Raw genomic sequence first — 18,713 nt, forward strand, 5'->3', positions numbered from 1 at the left:
TCGATTGACCACCCCCAAGACCTTTTAGTCCAAATAATTTGCTTCTTTTCATCATTTTTCATTTGTGGGTGTAAACTTTTTGCAGGACTAGACATGCATTCAATAGCTGTTTCATAGTTTCGTGATGGTTTTCTAACGTAACTGGCGGAATGGTTATTCGAATACAGGTATTTCGCAATTACTTAGGATTAAATACCCCGAATCTCCCCATTCCCCCACAAATCCTGTAGCAGGCTTTCCCCAACCTTTTCCCTTTCAAGCTGTTTTATACGTACGGCCCGCATGGCACGATAATTTCACTCAAGTATTAAAACCTACAGGTATGGCAAAGAAAAATGATCTCAATAAGCAAGCATTGCCGCAAGACGACGATCTTATCCAAGATAGCAATAACGAACCCAACGACGCCGATGTGTCTGACGAAGAACGGGAATTGCTAGAAGAAGCTTCTACCACCGATCCTTCCTACACGGAAGAAATTCGCATGCACCAAGGCAAGGTAGATATGCTTGACGATGACGGCGAGCCCCTCAATGAAGATGATGAACTAGACGTTCCCGGTGCGGAGCTAGACGATGATGAAGAAGCCATTGGAGATGAAGATGAGGAGAATAACGAGTATAGCACCGATAAAAATGATGATGACGAATAAAAAGGAACGTCCCGCTGGTTAGACGGGACGTTTTTCTTTCATATAAATCTAAGTTGGCAAATAAGCTAGAACAACTCTACAATTGGCCCATATTGATAAGGCTCGTTCGTTAAAGACCATCTCAAATCATAATTAGGACAAGGAGGATTGGGGTTCACCCTTACCACCATAGAATACTTACAATTCTGTAGAATCACGAATTGTGTAACACAAGTGCGATCAGCCCTTTGTTGTGCTGATATACCTGCCGGAGATGTTTTAAAGAACTGGAGGGCATTGTGTAATTCATTCCATAATTGAGTAGCCGTTTTCCCATCACAAGCAATTGGCGCTGGTTCGGTAGTGCCTGGGAACAGCACTGGTTCACCACAATCGCCGCCCTTAACAAGATCGAGGCAAGGAATGAGCACCGGCCCTGAAGTGGTGGCTGCTGTAACAAAACCATCTTTAACAATGGCTTCAATAGAGTTTTCGCCAAACTGGATACGGCCAATTTTGCCTTTTTGTTGTTGGGCGAAGGAGTTGTCGGTAAAGACAGTTAGGCTAATTACACTGGCAATAAAGCTGAGTAAAGCAAAGGATACAAAAACGCGTAGTTTCATAAATTGAGTGCTATTTTGGATGAAAAATAAATAAGCTGCTTGATGGGTAGCTTTAAAGTTATACAATAGCACTGCGGTGAGAACGGTATTTACATTGTCAATCATTGATATACAAATAAAACCCCGAACCTGCCAGCAAGCCCGGGGGATGATTGTTTTATGCAGCTGATTGTTAAACCATCTTAAAGCATCTTGAAAACACGCTCATAACGCGTATTCCCTTTCGATGATAGTTCGTTTGCTTGTAGTGCCGCTGGGCTATGGCAACTTTGGCAATTGTTCGCTGCAAAGCGATGGTTATTCCCGTGGGGTGAAGCTACATTTTGTGCCAATGTGCCCAATTTATTAGGCGTAAATTCCTTCGTAGTATAGCGTGGAAATGAAATCGCGGTAGCGATTACAGCTAGGAAACATACAATGAGTAGCGTCGCTTTTTTCATCTTTTTCAGTAGATTTTTGTGGGTGATGAATGAAGTTTTATTGTGTTCGGATATTTCAGTATTACATACAACAGTGCCTAGCTGTACATGCGATACAGCCAACTTCAGTACTACAAACAATAGCAAGCCTTTTTACAGGTTGGGTTCAATGAATGGAGGCTTCCTGTCGGGAAATATTCACATAACTGAGGTTACAGGTTTCCTGTAGACATAATTCTTTTGATTGCTTACGCACCAATACGGTTTCCGGGTAATTGGGGTAGATAACTACATGTTTATCAATACGAATATAAAATTTAATTCAATACAACAATCAGGCTGTGGAAAATTAAACAGGTGTTGTAACGTTAGATGTTGTGGCTGATAATTGATGTGTCAATTAAAAATGGGAGATGGAAAAGTAGCGGGGAAAGGCGGAAGTAAAGTAAGTTCGTATTGAATGAAAAAAATAAAGGCTAGTCGTACGACTAGCCTTTATGCGTATGATTATTTTACTTTCAGTGCACGGTTAACTTGCAGTAACATATACTCGTATTCGAGTTTATTTTTCCCAAGTGGTTGTTGCACGATTTTTTGTAAAGTTTGTTGTGTTTCTACCAGCCAGCTGTAATACAAATGGCTGATATCTTCAGTTTGATATAAGATGCGCGTTGCAAATTCGAAGCCCGCTTTGTCGCCCTGTAAAGCCAAGTTCTGCGATGGTGCTACTTGCGTACGCTCGTCGATATGAGAACAACCAATAGGCATTAAACCTTTTTGCATAGCGAGGTAATGCATATTTCTAACAGGTGCTAATTCATCTTCATTTACAAAGGCATCCGCTTTCCCATTCGTTGTACGAAGCGAGCCGGGGGAACGGGTAAGTACTTGCACATAGCTCTTTTGCATGTTCAGCTTTTCTGCAGATGCAGCCTTGCCAGACAAGGTTTCCTTCCAAATGAAATTAAATACATCGGCCAAACTTTCTGCTTGTGTATAGCTTTCATTACCGCCTTTGGCTTCACTATAACCAATATTATTGACCCAACGCATGATGTAAGGGAATAAAATGGTTTGCATGTATTGTGCCGCATTGCCATTGATCGCATCAATGTTCTGGTCGATTTCCGGGTTGTTCAGCCAAGTCGCATTTTCAAGGGTGGATAGTAAGAAATTGAGGGACTCTTTTTGCTTAGCTTTTGGAACAACAGTATATGCCGGGAAGGGATCGCCTTCATACTTTTCATATTGGTAAATACCACCGAGATTACTCAGTACATGTGTTAAATACCAATAGAATTGGATGTTGATGATATTGAAGTTCATTTTCCTGCGGAAAGAATAGTCTTCATCTTCATCTTTCACCCAGTTATTGAAGTTTTCCATTACGTAACGCAAGTTCTTCATGGCGTAGGCGGTAGCCTTTACTTGGTCATCACCTAAATCTTCCGATAATGCATTCGGGTCAAGATTACCGGCAAATTGCTGCTTGCCGTAACGGAACATGGGGTTCTTGATTTTCTCGCTTACAAATGCCTCTAAGGTTTTAGCAGTTACTTCCATCGACGGGTTCCCCGGTAATACACGGTATAGCCAATCGATCGCATATTCATCATATATACCCAATGGTGGCGGTGTCATGCTAACTCCTTTCTCCATATCGCCAGGTTGTGCCACGAAGTTGAAGCGCGCATAATCCATGATCGAAGGGGTTGTACCATATTTTTGTGTAAAGCTAGGAGAGCGTAACGAATCAACTGGGAAGGTAGCTGAAGCACCCATGTTGTGCATGAGACCCAAACAGTGACCAACTTCGTGTGTTAACACGTAACGCAAAGAAGGGCCCACTAGTTCCATCGACATATTAGCTGTGCGTGCACGTTTGTCGGCCGGCGAAGTTTGAATAAACAACCAATCACGCAAAACATCCGTAATGCCATGGTAAACGTACACAGAAGCGTTTAAGATTTCTCCCGTACGTGGGTCTACCCAAGATGGGCCCATAGCATTCTGCGTAGCGGTAGGCGCATACTTAATGCAATTGTATTTGATGTTGTTGGGGTCGAAGGTTGAATCGTTTTCCGGGTACATCTTCGTTACAATCGCATCTTTAAACCCAATTTTTTCGAAAGCTACATTCCATTGCTCAACACCTTGCCTGATATAAGGCACCCAGCTAGCCGGGAACTTATTATCGATATAGAATACAATGGGTTGTACAGGTGTAACCTTTTCTCCTTTTGCATATGCAGTAGGGTTGCTAGGTTCTAAACGCCAACGGTTAGCATAGTAAACCGGTTCTACTCCATTACGCGCATCTACATGGTCGTATTTCGTATAAAACACCCCAATACGCGGGTCGTTCAAACGGGGTTGCATAGGCACCTCCGGTAATAAACAAATGCTACGTTTCATTAACACGGTAGAAGGTCTATCTTCTGCCGTAACAAAACCAAAGAACGTTTTCGTTACCCCGTAGCTCATGTAACTACTAATGGTAATGTTATCTTTAAATGCCTTGGCACCTGCCAATAAGGAACGATCCGGTTTAAAACTAGTACGCCTACTTTCTAAGCCTCCAACTGGCATATAAGGGTCCATATTGGTATTGCCACTGAGGAAGAAGTTTGTAGGATCGAACACCAATGAGCTACTATCCGGCGATACTGCCAATATTTTATACGATGCTAATATAGGTGCCACCTGGCTCTTTTGTAAGTCACCCGGTTCACTGCCGCCTACGCGTTGATCGTAATTCATTTGACGAATGTGTATGATCGAATCTTTCTCTTCAAATATTACGCAGAGCGGATCATGGGCCTGTTCGCCAGCAGCACCATCGTCGGAGTGACTCACCGATTCTGTTACCGAACCAATTAACATGGGTTTTCCAAGTAGCTGGATCGGCATTTCAAAATACACCTTGCCTTGTGCTTGGTGTAGGGTAATCATCCCTTTCGACGTTTGTACGTTCTTACCTTTAAACAGTTTCTCGTAAGGCGTTACCTTTTTCGTTGTATCGGCAGCCGGTTTTTTCTGGCCGTTTGCCTGTATTGCCATCGCAAAGGAAGCGATGCCCAGTAAAAGGCCTAGCTTTTTGCGCATCCCCTTATACTGGATGCAACTTGTATGGTGGGTATTTGATTGTAATGTTTGCATCCCGGGTTATTTAAGCGTTTTTTCAATTTGTTCCAATAAGAACCTGTAGTGCATACGTGTTTGTAAGTCGCTTGTTTTCGCAACAGCACCACGTAACAAAGTTTGACAATTCTTTAAAGCCGCGAAATAAGTAGCTTCCATAGAAGGGGAGAGGGCAAATTGTACCGATCCTCCACCGAAAGCATCCCTAGATGCCGTTACACCGTGATTGTGCCCGCAAGCCCATTCCTCTTGTAATCCTTCAATAGGCGCTTGGAAAGTACCGTTAAAGGCTAATGCATTGCTAGCCCCGGTACCACTGCCTAATTTGGATTGCTTTATCAATGCGGAAACGTATGCTTTTTGTAGTTCACGATCTGTTACATTCGGCGTAGCATTTTTTACTGTGCTGCCCCAAACTTCTGTATACAATGTTTTCATCACCTCCTCGCTCGTTAACGGGTTTTTCTCGTTTGAACGCAACGCACTGAGATATACTTTTTGCGGTGCTTGTAACAAGGCCTCGATCATTTGCTTGCGCAATACCATCGACGGGGTACCTACGAGCGACATTTCCTGCAATACTGCTTTGTTCTCGATCCAATCTAAATCCCGTAATTGCTGTAACATCCAGTTCATGGCTGCTACTTGTTTTGCACGGGGAACAGATTGATACATGGGTACAGGGTCTCCTGCGTATTTTTCAAACACGTACATACCACCCAGGTTTGCATACACGTGGTTTACGTAACGTACATATTGCGATAAGATGTTGTTCCAAATCTCCTGGCGGTAAGTGTAATCTTTGTCTGTTTTACCAAGCCAGTTGTGGAGGTTTTGCATAATGTATTGCAAGTTCTTCACCCCGTAATTCGAAGCTTTCATGGCATCATCACCCAAATCCTCCGTTTGTGCCGATGGATCGAATGGAATGCCTTGTTGTGCACCATAACGGTAGCGGGGATCACCTGCTTTGGCTGTAATTTTAGCTGCTTGCTGTTTGGCTTCTTTTTCTGCTGATACGGAAGCTGGGTAGTAGCTATAACTCCAGTCTACGGCGTATTCATCATAAATACCAAATTCCGGAGGTGTTAATTTCACACCGCGTTGGTAATCGCCCGGTTGTGCTACGTAATTGAAACGCGCATAATCCATGATACTATAAGTGGTACCATATTTCTGCGTGAAGCTAGGCGAGCGTAACGAATCTACAGGAATGGCAGATGAAGCGCCCATGTTATGCATAAAGCCTAAACAGTGACCCACTTCATGCCTAATTACGTATTTAATCCCATCCATCAATAAATCTTGTGGCAATTCTTTACTACGTACCGCTGCATCTGTTTGCGCTGTTTGTACAAACATCCAGTTGTTCAACAATTTCGCAATATCATGGAAGGCATAAACCGATGCATTGATGATCTCACCAGAACGTGGATCTACCCACGATGGCCCGATGGCATTTGCTACGGCTGCCGGTTGATAACGGATACAGTTATATTTCAAGTTGTCGGGATCAAAGGTGCTATCATTTACCGGGAAGTCTTTCGCGATAATGGCATGCTTAAAGCCAATTTTTTCAAAAGGCTTTTGCCAGCTATTCACGGCTTCGCGGATAGCAGGCTTCCAAGCTGCCGGAAAGTCACTGTCGATGTAGAAGATAATCGGCTGCACGGGCTCTGTTAATTGTCCTTTCGCAAAGGCCGCTTCATCTTTCGGTACTAAGTTCCAACGGTTAGCAAAATATACTGCCTCCGATTTATTGTTCGCCGCTGTAAACAATGTTTTGCGCGTGGTGAACACCCCGATACGCGGATCAGCCTTACGAGGACGAATGGCTGTACTTGGTAACAATAACAAAGTACGGGTAAGCACTACCGTAACCGGCTTGTCTTTTACCAGTGTTCTTTTATCGTTGCTGAGCGTGTTTTCGTATGAAAGATGACTTTTAATCATCAAGTTATCACCAAAAGATTTAAAGGTGCCAATGAAGGAACGGTCACGTTTAAAGCTTTCAGATACGCGGTAACCGGCACCACGGTACATACTAAATGCACCAAAAGGCGATAACTCTTTAATATCGTTCAAGAAGTAATCTGTTACATCAATAACAGCAGTCGACTTATCGGCATTATATGCTTGAACAGGGAATATTTTCAAAATAGCGCCCAGGTTGTTTTTCGCTAGGGCATCGCTAATATTCGCATCGTTATCGGTGATGTTGTTGCTTTCCAATTTCACGAGTAGTAAACTCGAATCGCTATGTATCCATTTTACGTACAATGGATCTTGCGGCTTCGATCCTACGAGGCCATCGAGGTTGTCACTGATTTCTGAAATAGTAGAGGCAAGGAGCATTTCCTTTTCCATCAGCTGCATGGGAATTTCCATGTACAGCTTTTGGTTTTTGTAATACAAGTTCATCATACCGGCAGATTGTTTCTGCGGCGATTTCAATAAGCTGGCATAGCCATTCTTTTCAGCAGGTGCGGGCGCGGGTGTAACAACTTCCGTTTTAGCGCCACGTTTCGATTTCCGTGATTCTTTTTTCGTTGGTTCGGTCGATTGCGCAGCAGCGTGTGTACCTACAGCGAGGAACGTTACTAACGACAATGTTTTGAAGGATGCGTAATTCATATGCATGTTTTGTATGGTTGAATGCCACCCGGCAGCCTACATTCAAGCAGGCTGCGGGAAAGCATTTTCTGCTAGGTTATTTTTGAGAGATGACGCTGGATATTCTACCAAAGTCACCGTATTCTTTCCGGTTATTAATATCAAGGTTACCTAAGCCTAAGTTCAACATCGGGAACAAGTACAATTTGCCTTTACCGCCGCTATAAGTAGCCATAATCAAAATCTTGTTGTTTGTGCTCAATGTAGGTTCAATATGCGGGTAGTTACCTTGTTGGTAAACCTGTAATACAGTCACTTCTTCACCTGCTGCCAATGTGTAACGCTCATGGTAAGTAGGGGTAGCTGTGCCGTACAACATTGCATATACTTTATTACCACTTACGTAATACATCACGTTTTGATCTTCTGCAAATACAAAATGGTGCGCAGTTGCAATACCAGGTGCATTGGTTAGATCAATAACTGATTTAGGTGATGGCGGTATAATATCTGGATAATCATCAATACCCGGGCTAAAGATGTACAAGCTTACTTTACCCGTTGTTTTGTCTTTCAACAAATGCAAGAAATCCTTGTCAACGCTAAGACCTGCAGCAAGGTTTTGTTTGCCGGGAAGGTTGTTAGCATTGAAGGCAGCGCCTGCCTGCACGGGGTATCTATGCATTTCGCGATCGCCATAACTTGCTATAGTAGAAAGATACACAAAATGACCGTGTACTTCATCATAGAAGTTAACGCGTACTACCAAGCCATCGTAATTGAATGGGTTGAGGGCCAATTGGGTGGGTATTGCAAAGTTATTATCAAATGGGGTAGGGTATTTAGGCGATGCACCCATATAAGTACCCGTAAACTTGCCTTCACCAATGTAAAGATCGCCTTGGTAAATGCTGCCTAACGACTGTGGCTTGAAAGCTCCACGGGGCGCAAAGAATAAATCATTGTTCTTACCACCAAAGGTATAATCGAGTGTTTTGATATTGAAGATGGAAGAATCCGTTATGCCGGTTATTACATCCGTAGTGTACGACCTATAATAACGCATTTGCTTCACTATACCCCCAATTTTACCATGGTTAATAGACGAATATACGTTGCGCTTTAAACTAGTGGTAGTAGCGTTTGCAGTAATCCATGGCATCATTAAATGCGAGATGTCACTCTCCCGGCCATCTTCACTGTCGGCAATCACCAATCCTTCACCAATATTGTTTAATACAGTGATTTTAAATGGCATAATATAACGCAAGCCATTCGCCTTATTGGTTACGGTATATACCAATTGGTGGTACTGGCTAGCGCTATTAGGGCGAAAACGAATTTCTGCCGCTAAGGCACGTGCTGTGCCCAGTACTTGGTACATCGTATCGTTCGGCGCCATGTTAATTTTCCATTCGTAGGTAAAATCACTTTCTACTTGGCCATCGAACTGCAAGTTAGGGCGAATGCGTAAGGTGTCGAACTGGTATACACTTTGTGCACCAATCCCGGCAGTATCAATGTAAACGCTGCCTACATGTTGGGTATTGAGGGTGCTGTCGTCTTTTTTACAAGCATATAGCAAACTCAGCAAACCGGCTATATAAAGAGATACTTTTTTCATGTTGAAGATTGAATGGTCTACTAATCGAATTTCGAACGTGAGTAATAAAGTGGCACAATCGGTTGACCGGCCAAGGTACCATCGTCGTGTTTGAGGATCTCGTTCGGATGATCTTTATTCCATTGCTTCACGTAGTCGCCGAATACAACCCCCATAGCCTCAGCTCCTGCCGGTGTTAGTGCACGGTATTGGGCCGCGGTGAAGGTGGTTAAACCGGTAGATTGCACGATGAGTTGGTAGGCTTTTGTGCTGGCTTGGGTAGTGAAGAAATAACGGTAGTAAGTCCATGCCGGTATAACAATTTGGTCCGACCATTGTACTTTCGCTTGGCGTGTTTCTACGTTGCCGCTTACGAAATCGGGTGTATTGCCTAACTGGATTTTAACCGCGATACGTTTTTTACGCAAGGTAGAATCGTTTTTTAGTTTGATTTTAAACGTTCCTACCAGCGAATTAGGCGGCACAGTTCCACCCAATAACTCGTACATCCCGGCAGGCGCCGTTGTAATAGAATCGTTTACAACAAATGCATCGAAATGCCTTTCTTGCTTCGATACCAAGCCGCTAATTTTTACAGGTATCTCCTGGATATAATCGCCACTGGCATTCCCCAAGAAGCTGTATTCCATCGTTAATGTCGAGAAGTTCACGGCCGGGGAAGCGCTATAAGTCGCTAACTCTTCGCGCTTGCAAGCTACCAAGGATGCTGCCAGCATTGCTGCAAAGCCCCAAATAGCAAAGTATCTTTTCATGATGAATGATTTAATAGTATAGCAAATAATGTATGCATGGCTGCTTGTACACAGCCCATCTATAGGCCCCCGTTGAAGGGAGTGACACAACGGGGGGCGAATAGCGATCGGCTGTTGGTAAACAGTCACATGACGATATGCATCCCTATTGAATAAAGCTTTTATTGTACTCTACCGCCGAACTCAATTTCGTTATCAGGGTAGGGTAGCATATATAGCTCGTCGTTGGCTACTTTGCCGGCAGATAAACCTGGGAAAGTGGTAAAACCACGACGCTTATAGTAATAAAATAACTGTCCTTCACTAACAAATTCCTTGCGGTATTCTTTCGTGATTTCAGTTTGTATGTCATCACTCGATGCACTAGCCGCAATGTCTTTCAAAATGCCGCGTGCTTGGCGAACCGTATTTAAATACTCGATGGCTTTCGCTTTATTCGTTTGCTTATAATCTTCTGCCGCGATGTAATACATTTCCGAAATACGGATCAATGGAATACGGTTGCGCGAATCGAAGCTATTGGCATCTTGACGCAATTTCACCGGTACGCGGCCACGCATTTGTAAGCTCGTCATTGTATTAAACCGGTAATCGGCTAAACCAATTTCAGGTTGACTCGTTTCATACAATTCCTCAGCATTGGCTTGCAACATAAATACGGCGAAGGTATTTGTAGCATCGGTTGCCGTTAAGAAATTGTCGGTGAGATTATTGAAGGCTTGCACGTTTAAAGAGAATAGATCTTCGCCACGTAAAACCGTGTTGCCAGATGGTGCATTGGTAATCAGTTTCGCCGGTGCGTATTGAATCACTTCGTTTGCAGCATCACGAGCCGCAGCCATTTTTGCGGCAGAGCCTTGCCATTGCAATAGCCTGGCTTTCAGTGCTAAGGCTGCATAGTAGTTCATACGTAAGTTGCGGTTGTTATAGAAACCGTCGCTATTAACGTAACTGTAATACGCTTTAGGATGCTGGTTACCCGCGTAAATGGGATCATCTTTTTTCAACAACTCCAAAGCCGCGTTCACGTCCCCTTCCAATTTTGTAAACAAATCGGTGTAAGATAATTGTGGTGCAATTTTCTTCCCGTATTCTGTAGCATAAGGAATCGCAAGTTTACCCGCTAGTTCAGGACGGCCGGCAAAGTTACTATGCCCAAATAAACGTACTAAATCGAAATGTATATAGGCTCTCAATGCTAACAATTCGCCCTTAATGAGGTTATAATTGATAGGATCAAGAATTTGCTTACGCTCATCGATGTATTTCAACGCATTGTTAATGTTGGCAATATCGGTGTAAGCATAATTCCACATATTGTCGATAAAGCTTCTGCTGGTAGTAGCTTTATAATTGTAGTTCTGGAATTCTGAATAAATATTGCTGGCTGCATATGGGGCATACATCATGGCTAAACGATCCACGATATTCCACGACATTTCCCGGGAATAATAACCGGGTTGGGTCATGCCAATATACACACCAATTAATGCATCACGGAAACCGCCTTCGGTTTCGAATTGTTGGTCGGCCCTGATTTGAGAAGAAGGGGTTTCGTCGAGCCAGCCTTTTTTACATGCGCTACCCAATAGCGCGAAGAAGCATATAGGCAGCAAGTATTTAAAATAAGTTGATGTTCTCATAAATGACATATTAGAAAGTGGCTGAAAGGGAGAATGATAATGTTTTCGCGAATGGATAATCCGTTCCGCGTTCAATCCGAATCGTAGAAATAGTGCCTACTTCGTTTAAGTTCATAGCTACTTTTAACTGTTGTAAACGTAAACGGTGTGCTAAGTCATCGCTGAGGTAGTAGTATAAGTTTACAGCGCCAAAAGTTACTTCATTGCGTTTTTGTACAAAGCGGGAAGTAGCACGTGTCATTTCTTTTGTTGGTGTAACAGATCCATTTTCATTTGGCTTGTCGTATGTACCCAAACGTTTGAACTGCACTACCTGTCCAGGGTACAGCCATCTGCCCGTCAATACCCTACGGTCAACATTATAATTCATATCAACGTTCTCAACACGATCAACCAATGTCGCATTATACATATCGCCACCACCGAGGTAACGGCCGCTTAAAGAGAACCCGATACGATTAAATTCACCGCTAATACCGAACGTACCCTGGTAAGTAGGCAACGAGTTACCAACTACGCGCATATCATTCGCGTTCCAGTTATAGGTAGTTGAACCATCTTGTTTTAAGTAAATTTCATTACCCGTAGCAGGGTCAATGCCTAAAGAAGGCACTGCCCAAATAGCGTTCATAGAAAGGCCATCTACATATTTCTTCACCGGTTTGCCATTCGATTTATCGCCCGCTAATTCGTCCATCTTGCTATTGTACGATTTCATCGCGTTGGATAATTCGATGATCTTGTTTTTATTTGTTTCCACACCGAAGTTCAAGCCTAAGTAGTTCCTGCCTTTTTGGTATACGAGGTAATTCAAGTTCAATTCCATCCCTTCATTTTTCACTTTACCAAGGTTCTCTGTTAATGAATTAAAACCTGTAGAACCCGGCATGGTCATTACGGTTACCAAGTTCTTTGTAAAGCCTTGATAGTAATCAATACGACCGGTTAAGCGTTGGATTTTAAAGTCTGCACCAATGTTATAATCCAATTTAGATTCCCACTGTAACGAACTATTAGCTAGGTTAGATAAGTAAGAGCCCGGGTAGCCTTGGTAGAAAGCTTCTAGGTAGTATAAGTATGTTGGAACCGACGCGTTCAATTTGAAGTTAGGGTTACCCGTTACACCCACAGATCCACGGATTTTGAACTGCTCAAAGAATGGCAAGTTCTCCCGGATGAATTGCTCGTTGTGTAAATTATAACCCAAACCCACGCTCCAGAAATTCCCCCATTTTTTATCAGCACCAAATAAGGAACTCGCACTTCTACGAAGGGTAACGTCTGTCATGAAACGATTGTCGTACATGTAGGATACCGCTCCTAAAAATCCAATCTCGCGCGCTAGCCCATCTGTACCCGTAGGTTTCGATTCATATGCATAAGCACTACCAAAAAGAATATTATCCATCTTGTCACTAGAGAAACCTTCTACATGGTGAATGGTTTCGAAGTATTTCCTTTCGCTTACGTTGAAACCAATGTTGCTAAAGAAAGTATGGCGGCGAATGGTTTTTGAATAGTTGATGTTGAAGTCGCCAGATAAGAAAGTGCTTTTACCGTTATTGACCGTGTAAGCACCTTTCCTCTTTTTCATCTCTTCAGATGTGTACGATACGAAGTTGGTATGCGAAGCAGGGTAGAACTCGTCGGCACCAGATGTTTTAATATCTACACCTGTTCTAGCTACGGCCTTCAAACCTGGTCGTAATGTCCATTCTAAATAGAAGTTATCGGTAAAGTTTAAGTAATCGGTTGTAATATTTGTATTAATGGTAGCATTGTGCATAGGGTTGGTGTACACGGCATTCGGACCAATTTCTGCATAGAAAGGAATAGAACCATCTAAATTAGTGGCTTTCCAATATGGATTCATTTTCACATAGTCGCTGAATTTACCATAAGGCGACTCCTTCGTTTGGTTGCTGTTGATGCTCATAATGTTCCTGAACAAAACGTTCTTCAAACGGTAAGAACCTTGCATGTTGGCCGTAATATTCTTCCGGTTCGATCCAATCATAGCACCTTGTACATCACGGTAGGAGATATCGGCTAATAAGCGTAATTCGTTACCACCCAGCTCTACACCAATGGTGTGTTTCTGGCCCACGCCATTACGAAGAGGTTTGGCAATCCAATCGGTATTCAATCCTTCAAGCGCTAGCTTTCTACGCGATTCATACAATTGCTGTAAGGCTACAGCCGCGGCAGGATCATTACTCAAGTACATACCATCGATGCGCTCTGCTTCAATTTTTTCTGTAGCATTGGCAAGGTTGTAACTAGAAAGATCAGGCAGCTCTATGTCCAAGCTGGCATTATAAGTCACCAATGCAGTGCCGGAAGTGTTCTTCTTTGTTTCAACAACAATTACACCATTGGCTGCACGGGAACCATAAATTGCTTTCGATGCCGCGTCTTTTAATATGGTAACTGATTCGATACGGTTAATATCTAAATCAAATATTCTTTCTAATGTAGCCTCGAAACCATCGAGGATAAATAATGGCTCGTTAGGACTCTTAATATAATTCCCTTTTAAAGTTGCACCGGTAGAAGTAGAAAGATCACCCAATGTAGAGGTGCCTCGCAATTGCAACGTAGGTAATGCATTCGGAGAAGAACCGAGGGCGAAATTATCGACAAACATAGCCGGGGCAATGTTGCGTAAAGATTGGAACAGGTTAGCGTTCCCCATCTTCTTTAATTCTTGTTGAGAAATGGTTACAACAGCACCCGTGTAACTATCCTTCTTACGGTTATAAATACCCGTCACAATTTCGGTAGTGCCCAGTGTACGCGCAGCGGGTTTCATGCGAATCACAGCATCGGTGGCAGCTTTAATTTCTACCTGCTGTGTTTCATACCCTAAGCAAGAAAACACAAGGATGCTACCTTTCGGTGCAATAATCGAAAAGTTACCGGTTTCATTACTAACAACACCGGTTTGACTGTTCTTTACCACGATATTCACCAACGGAATCGGTAAGCCGGTTTGTGCGTCGAGTACCTTTCCTTGCATACTTACGGCATTGGATATCCGCGAGCCTGCAATAGGTGCTGTAACTGCTTTTACGGCAATCGTTTTGTTGGCGGCTGTAAAATTCAAGGCCAGTTTAGGGAAGTGATTTCTTAATACAACATCTAAATCCTCATTGGTTACACTAATCGTTACTGGATCTTGTGCATTAATGACATCGTCGTTGTAAAAAAATACATACCCAGTTTGGCGGGTGATCGATTTAAAAACCGATGCTACGGATGCATTCTTAACGTTAATAGTTACCTTCTGAGCTACGACCTTAGCTTGTGCGTCGACTAAAAATAGGAAGAGTAACAGTGTTATAAGTTTCACCTGCATAATAAGTCGCTTTATAGCAACTGAATGCAGTCCCCGCTTACAGCAAGCAGCTGCATCCAGGGGCGCTTTGGTTGATAATAGGCGCAATAGTTGGCCATTTAAAAGTAAAGTCATACTTTTAATCAGTTTGGTTGATAATTCAAAAATGCTAGTTCATGTGTTTTTAATTCCTTCCAAGCCCAGCGAAAATGTTCCCAGCATTTTCGCTTTTTTGTGAAGGAAATCGTCTCGTTGTGTTGGAATGTTAGCGGGCTTCCGCCCTGTTCATGTAGCTAATAATTTTATAGGTGATAGAAATTACTGTTCACTTGGTTGCAAATGCAATGTCCTTCCTTCCCAGGAGTAAGACAAGTTGGATGAATACGCGATAGCGTCTAATAGATCATTAATGTTTCCACTACGGTAGAGGCTTCCAGAAAAGGAAGTATGGATGTCTTTATCGAATACCACATCTACATTATACCATCTACCTATTTGTCGCATCACTGTTTTAATATCTGCTTTATTGAAGGTGAACATGTTGTTCAACCATGCTGTTGATTGCTCAATATCTACGTCTTTCTGCACTACGATTGTTGAGCCCCCGTTTTGTGCTTCTTGGCCAGGTTGTAGAATGACGGAAGATTGGGTAGTAGCTTGGTGTTGTACCATTACTTTCCCACTGATCAAAGTAGTTCTAACGAAAGGCTCATCGTCGTAGGCATTTATGTTAAATTCCGTTCCTAATACTTTTATTTCTTGTTGATACCTTGTACTTACCACAAAAGGCTTCGCCGCATCATTCGTCACCTTGAAAAATGCTTCTCCTGTCACCTGTACCCGTCGCTCGTTGTTATCAAACGTGGTAGGGAAACGAATCGATGAAGCCGCATTTAAATGTACCACGGTACCATCGGGTAATTGTAGTTTGAACTGCATCCCCTTCGGCGTAGTTACTTTATTAAATCCTGCTTGACCATGTTGTGCAGTACCATCGTACCGTAACATACCATTACCTGCAATAGCTTGTGCACCGTGCTGGTTTAATTGGATGTTCGAGTGTGATGTGCTATCGAGCGAAACGGATTCTCCATTTTCTAACTCCAAAATAGCGCCATTACCACCAGGTTTAATCTCTACTTGCGCTAACACAGGAGTAGTAACAGTAGGTGTATTGTTACGTTGTAATAACCACCAGCCTGTGCCCAATGCTACAATTAATGCCGCTGCATAGGGTAATGCTCTGCGGAATGAAACAAGCCTACGTGGGGCCTTCTCTTCCATGCGACCCTCATCGAGCACTTTCTGCAAGATGGCTTGAATGCGTTCTGCGCGATCGTTTTGGTGTTGGATATCCTCGTTTTGAAAGCTGGCCAAATAGTTTTCAATCATCTGTTGTTCTACTGGGTCGGCTTTACCGGCAAGGAATTTATCTATAAGCGCTAAAAAGTTTTGTTTCTCCACGAGTTATATTTTGCAACGCCGCCAAAAATATGGGCGTATATAAGTAAAGAGTCAAGAAAGTCGTCTTCCCCCCAAAGCGAAGCAAAATATTTTTTAAAATTATACGGGGGAGTAGAGTAAGTGGTTTATTACCAATAGATTGAGGGCTTGGGAAAATTGGAGGAAGCAAGAAAAACTAGTCGCCAAGGTGGTGACTAGCAATTACTGTACTTACCAATAAGCTCGGTAAATGGGGTAGTGGTAGGAAATACGTTTTAAAATGGAACTTACAGCCGGTCTAAATCCCTTTTCGTTAATTCGCCTACTGTATTGCCTGTATTGAGGGTGGAAGCAGATTCGAAAAGCATCACCCATACTTCCTCTTTTGCAATAGGTTTATGTTCCACACCTTTCGGAACAATCATAAACTCGTTCGGTTGGAGGGTCACCGTTTTATCTCTAAAGGCAATGTCAAGCGTCCCTTTTAAAACGAAGAATAATTCGTCTTCCTCATCATGCTTATGCCAAACAAATTCATCTTTGAACTTGGCAAATTTTACAAGTTGACCATTTAATTCCCCTACAATCTTGGGGCTCCAGTAATCGTTAAACAAAGGGAATTTCTCCTCGAAGTTTACTTTTTCCATGTGCGTATTTTTTGGTTTGGGGGTGAAAGAATATGGAACCGGTATTACAATGCTGTCGTATTTTTTTGCTGTAAGGCTCTTTGTAAGAAGGATTGTTGGGCGATCTTATCTTCTGCTTCGTCGATGGCTTTTAATAAGTTATTTGTATTGTCCGAAATCTCGCCCAATACTTGTGCAATCAATTGCCAAACGGGCTGCATTTTATTCACTAACTCTTGCCCTCTAGGGCTGAGGAGAATTAACCGTTTGCGCTCGTCCGATTTGTCTTTTTTCGACTTAATCAGCCCTATTTTTTCTACCTCTTTTAAGAGGGAAATGGTAGAAGGGTGGGTATAGCCTATCTCGTTCGCTATTTCCACTACACTCAGCGTTCCTTTCTGGTGCAAAGTAAATATTACAGGAAACCATTTTGGCTCAAAATCAATCCCAAAAGCTTCGTAAATCAAAGCACCATCTTTCCTTAACTGTTCGCTAAGCCTTTGTAGGCGCGTCGATAAGGCAAGGATGCCTACATCATTAATTACATTCATCTTATGCTAGTTGAATAGAATAAAAAACATTATCAGCACTCATTAACGGGAAGTTAGCAGGAAGGGCAGCTTTCTCTACTTTCTCAAAATGATTGCGCTCGTAAAACCTTTGAGCCGCCTTCAATACCGACACCGTACCCAAACTTACTTGTTGAATGCCTTGTGCTTTACAATAAGCCAATAATACATCTAAAAGCTGCTGTGCAATCCCATACTCCTTCCCCCGGAAGGCTTGCTTCACAAACATCTTGCGAATAGCGCCCGCGTGTTGGTCATACTTTACCAAGGCAATCGTGCCTACCAATTCCCCGTCTATAAATGCACCCCAAAAGTTGCCGCCTTGTTGTAGGTAAAAGTCTTCTATCGTTAACAAGTCCGGTTGATCCTGTATGGAAATGGCAATATTAAACTCCTGCTGCTGGATATGTAGTACCAAGTCTATCACTTGCGAAGCATAACTATCATCCAAGGTTCTTATCTCGATGTCCATGATGTTGAATATTATAGTACAAAACTACGTAGTTAACTACATATATCCAAATATCGAGTCCTTTTTGATACCATTATAAGCTATGTCTGAAAGCTGGAAACTAGAGGATAGGAGGTAAGGCTGCTAATAAATAACCCATGCCTGCCCGCAATTTGCGCAAGGCAATGGTCAATTGATTCTCCACCGTTTTTTCGGAAATGTTCAATTGTGCGGCGATCACTTTATTAGGCAAGAACTGTTCGCGGCTGAGTAGGTATATTTCACGGCACTTCCCCGGTAAATCGGCTGTAAGCAAGGCAATGCGTTCCTTTAGTTCTTTACGGTACAACAGGTTTTCGGGATCTGCCGGCCCCCAAATACGTTCTTCAAGTCGTGAAAATAGCTGTTCTTCCTTCTGCCTGTCGCGGATCGTTTTTAAAATAAGGTACTTATTAGCGGCATATAAATAAGCGCGGAGTGAAGTGTGCACCTGTAAGCGTTCGCGTGATTTCCATATGTTGGCAAAAAGCTCCTGTAGAATATCTTCCGCTGCGGCTTCATCCTTTAATACTTTCACCGCGTAATCCAATAGCTCGCCTGCAAATTGATGATACATCTTTGCAAAAGCCGCTTCATTACCCTCGCGGATCAAACTGATTAAAGTGTACTCGTCGTTCGCTGGCACGTGTTGATTTAGTTCAGGCAGGATTAGAATGTAACAAATGTAAAAATTTAAAGATTGAATTTCCAGTAATTATTTAATGAACGGCTGTAGGGGATAAACGGTTAAATGTGTGGGTTGAAAGATTTAGTCAGTGATCCTAATTGTCAAGTACTTATA

General features: G+C 42.7%; 14 protein-coding genes. 1 reads left to right on the top strand and 13 read right to left on the bottom strand.

Going from position 1 to position 18,713, the window contains the following annotated elements; all coding sequences use genetic code 11:
• The first annotated feature begins 322 nt into the window (after positions 1-322).
• Positions 323-652, top strand: coding sequence for a hypothetical protein (locus tag LX64_RS07745; RefSeq protein ID WP_111597075.1), 330 nt, complete (start codon positions 323-325; stop codon positions 650-652).
• A gap of 65 nt (positions 653-717) precedes the next feature.
• Here LX64_RS07745 and LX64_RS07750 read toward each other — a convergent pair whose 3' ends face one another.
• From LX64_RS07750 to LX64_RS07810, 13 genes are all read right to left on the bottom strand, one after another.
• Positions 718-1,254: a hypothetical protein gene (locus LX64_RS07750; protein ID WP_148707238.1), complete on the bottom strand. Its 537-nt coding sequence runs from the start codon at positions 1,252-1,254 to the stop codon at positions 718-720.
• A 182-nt stretch (positions 1,255-1,436) separates the two neighbouring features.
• Positions 1,437-1,694 carry a hypothetical protein gene (locus LX64_RS07755; protein ID WP_148707239.1) on the bottom strand — a complete coding sequence of 86 codons (258 nt, stop codon included), beginning with the start codon at positions 1,692-1,694 and terminating at the stop codon, positions 1,437-1,439.
• Positions 1,695-2,180: 486 nt separating this feature from the next.
• Positions 2,181-4,832 (bottom strand): zinc-dependent metalloprotease, encoded by a 2,652-nt coding sequence (locus LX64_RS07760; protein WP_111597078.1) that lies wholly within the window; start codon positions 4,830-4,832, stop codon positions 2,181-2,183.
• 6 nt (positions 4,833-4,838) lie between these two features.
• A complete protein-coding gene (locus tag LX64_RS07765; protein WP_158538574.1) occupies positions 4,839-7,448 on the bottom strand; it encodes a zinc-dependent metalloprotease in 2,610 nt (869 codons plus the stop codon).
• A gap of 76 nt (positions 7,449-7,524) precedes the next feature.
• Positions 7,525-9,051 (bottom strand): PKD-like family lipoprotein, encoded by a 1,527-nt coding sequence (locus LX64_RS07770; protein ID WP_111597080.1) that lies wholly within the window; start codon positions 9,049-9,051, stop codon positions 7,525-7,527.
• 20 nt (positions 9,052-9,071) lie between these two features.
• Positions 9,072-9,803: a DUF4843 domain-containing protein gene (locus LX64_RS07775; protein ID WP_111597081.1), complete on the bottom strand. Its 732-nt coding sequence runs from the start codon at positions 9,801-9,803 to the stop codon at positions 9,072-9,074.
• 161 nt (positions 9,804-9,964) lie between these two features.
• Entirely contained in the window at positions 9,965-11,446 is a 1,482-nt protein-coding gene (locus LX64_RS07780) for a RagB/SusD family nutrient uptake outer membrane protein (RefSeq protein WP_111597082.1), read from the bottom strand.
• A gap of 10 nt (positions 11,447-11,456) precedes the next feature.
• Positions 11,457-14,918 (bottom strand): SusC/RagA family TonB-linked outer membrane protein, encoded by a 3,462-nt coding sequence (locus LX64_RS07785; protein WP_111597083.1) that lies wholly within the window; start codon positions 14,916-14,918, stop codon positions 11,457-11,459.
• Between the two features lie 183 nt (positions 14,919-15,101).
• Entirely contained in the window at positions 15,102-16,247 is a 1,146-nt protein-coding gene (locus LX64_RS07790; protein ID WP_111597084.1) for a FecR family protein, read from the bottom strand.
• Positions 16,248-16,513: 266 nt separating this feature from the next.
• The gene (locus LX64_RS07795) at positions 16,514-16,873 is read right to left on the bottom strand and encodes a cupin domain-containing protein (protein ID WP_111597085.1); all 360 of its coding nucleotides are present in this window, start codon (positions 16,871-16,873) and stop codon (positions 16,514-16,516) included.
• Positions 16,874-16,917: 44 nt separating this feature from the next.
• Entirely contained in the window at positions 16,918-17,403 is a 486-nt protein-coding gene (locus LX64_RS07800; protein WP_111597086.1) for a MarR family winged helix-turn-helix transcriptional regulator, read from the bottom strand.
• A gap of 1 nt (position 17,404) precedes the next feature.
• A complete protein-coding gene (locus LX64_RS07805) occupies positions 17,405-17,893 on the bottom strand; it encodes a GNAT family N-acetyltransferase (protein ID WP_111597087.1) in 489 nt (162 codons plus the stop codon).
• 100 nt (positions 17,894-17,993) lie between these two features.
• Complete coding sequence (locus LX64_RS07810; RefSeq protein WP_111597088.1) at positions 17,994-18,557, bottom strand: RNA polymerase sigma-70 factor; 564 nt, start codon at positions 18,555-18,557, stop codon at positions 17,994-17,996.
• Positions 18,558-18,713 lie beyond the last annotated feature (156 nt).

This window comes from Chitinophaga skermanii, assembly GCF_003259335.1.
GTDB lineage: Bacteria > Bacteroidota > Bacteroidia > Chitinophagales > Chitinophagaceae > Chitinophaga > Chitinophaga skermanii.

Excerpts from the sequence above, each read along its gene's own strand:
- LX64_RS07745 (WP_111597075.1), top strand. The coding sequence starts at position 323 with ATGGCAAAGAAAAATGATCTCAATAAGCAAGCATTGCCGCAAGACGAC.
- LX64_RS07750 (WP_148707238.1), bottom strand. The coding sequence starts at position 1,254 with ATGAAACTACGCGTTTTTGTATCCTTTGCTTTACTCAGCTTTATTGCC.
- LX64_RS07755 (WP_148707239.1), bottom strand. The coding sequence starts at position 1,694 with ATGAAAAAAGCGACGCTACTCATTGTATGTTTCCTAGCTGTAATCGCT.
- LX64_RS07760 (WP_111597078.1), bottom strand. The coding sequence starts at position 4,832 with ATGCAAACATTACAATCAAATACCCACCATACAAGTTGCATCCAGTAT.
- LX64_RS07765 (WP_158538574.1), bottom strand. The coding sequence starts at position 7,448 with ATGAATTACGCATCCTTCAAAACATTGTCGTTAGTAACGTTCCTCGCT.
- LX64_RS07770 (WP_111597080.1), bottom strand. The coding sequence starts at position 9,051 with ATGAAAAAAGTATCTCTTTATATAGCCGGTTTGCTGAGTTTGCTATAT.
- LX64_RS07775 (WP_111597081.1), bottom strand. The coding sequence starts at position 9,803 with ATGAAAAGATACTTTGCTATTTGGGGCTTTGCAGCAATGCTGGCAGCA.
- LX64_RS07780 (WP_111597082.1), bottom strand. The coding sequence starts at position 11,446 with ATGAGAACATCAACTTATTTTAAATACTTGCTGCCTATATGCTTCTTC.
- LX64_RS07785 (WP_111597083.1), bottom strand. The coding sequence starts at position 14,918 with ATGACTTTACTTTTAAATGGCCAACTATTGCGCCTATTATCAACCAAA.
- LX64_RS07795 (WP_111597085.1), bottom strand. The coding sequence starts at position 16,873 with ATGGAAAAAGTAAACTTCGAGGAGAAATTCCCTTTGTTTAACGATTAC.
- LX64_RS07800 (WP_111597086.1), bottom strand. The coding sequence starts at position 17,403 with ATGAATGTAATTAATGATGTAGGCATCCTTGCCTTATCGACGCGCCTA.
- LX64_RS07805 (WP_111597087.1), bottom strand. The coding sequence starts at position 17,893 with ATGGACATCGAGATAAGAACCTTGGATGATAGTTATGCTTCGCAAGTG.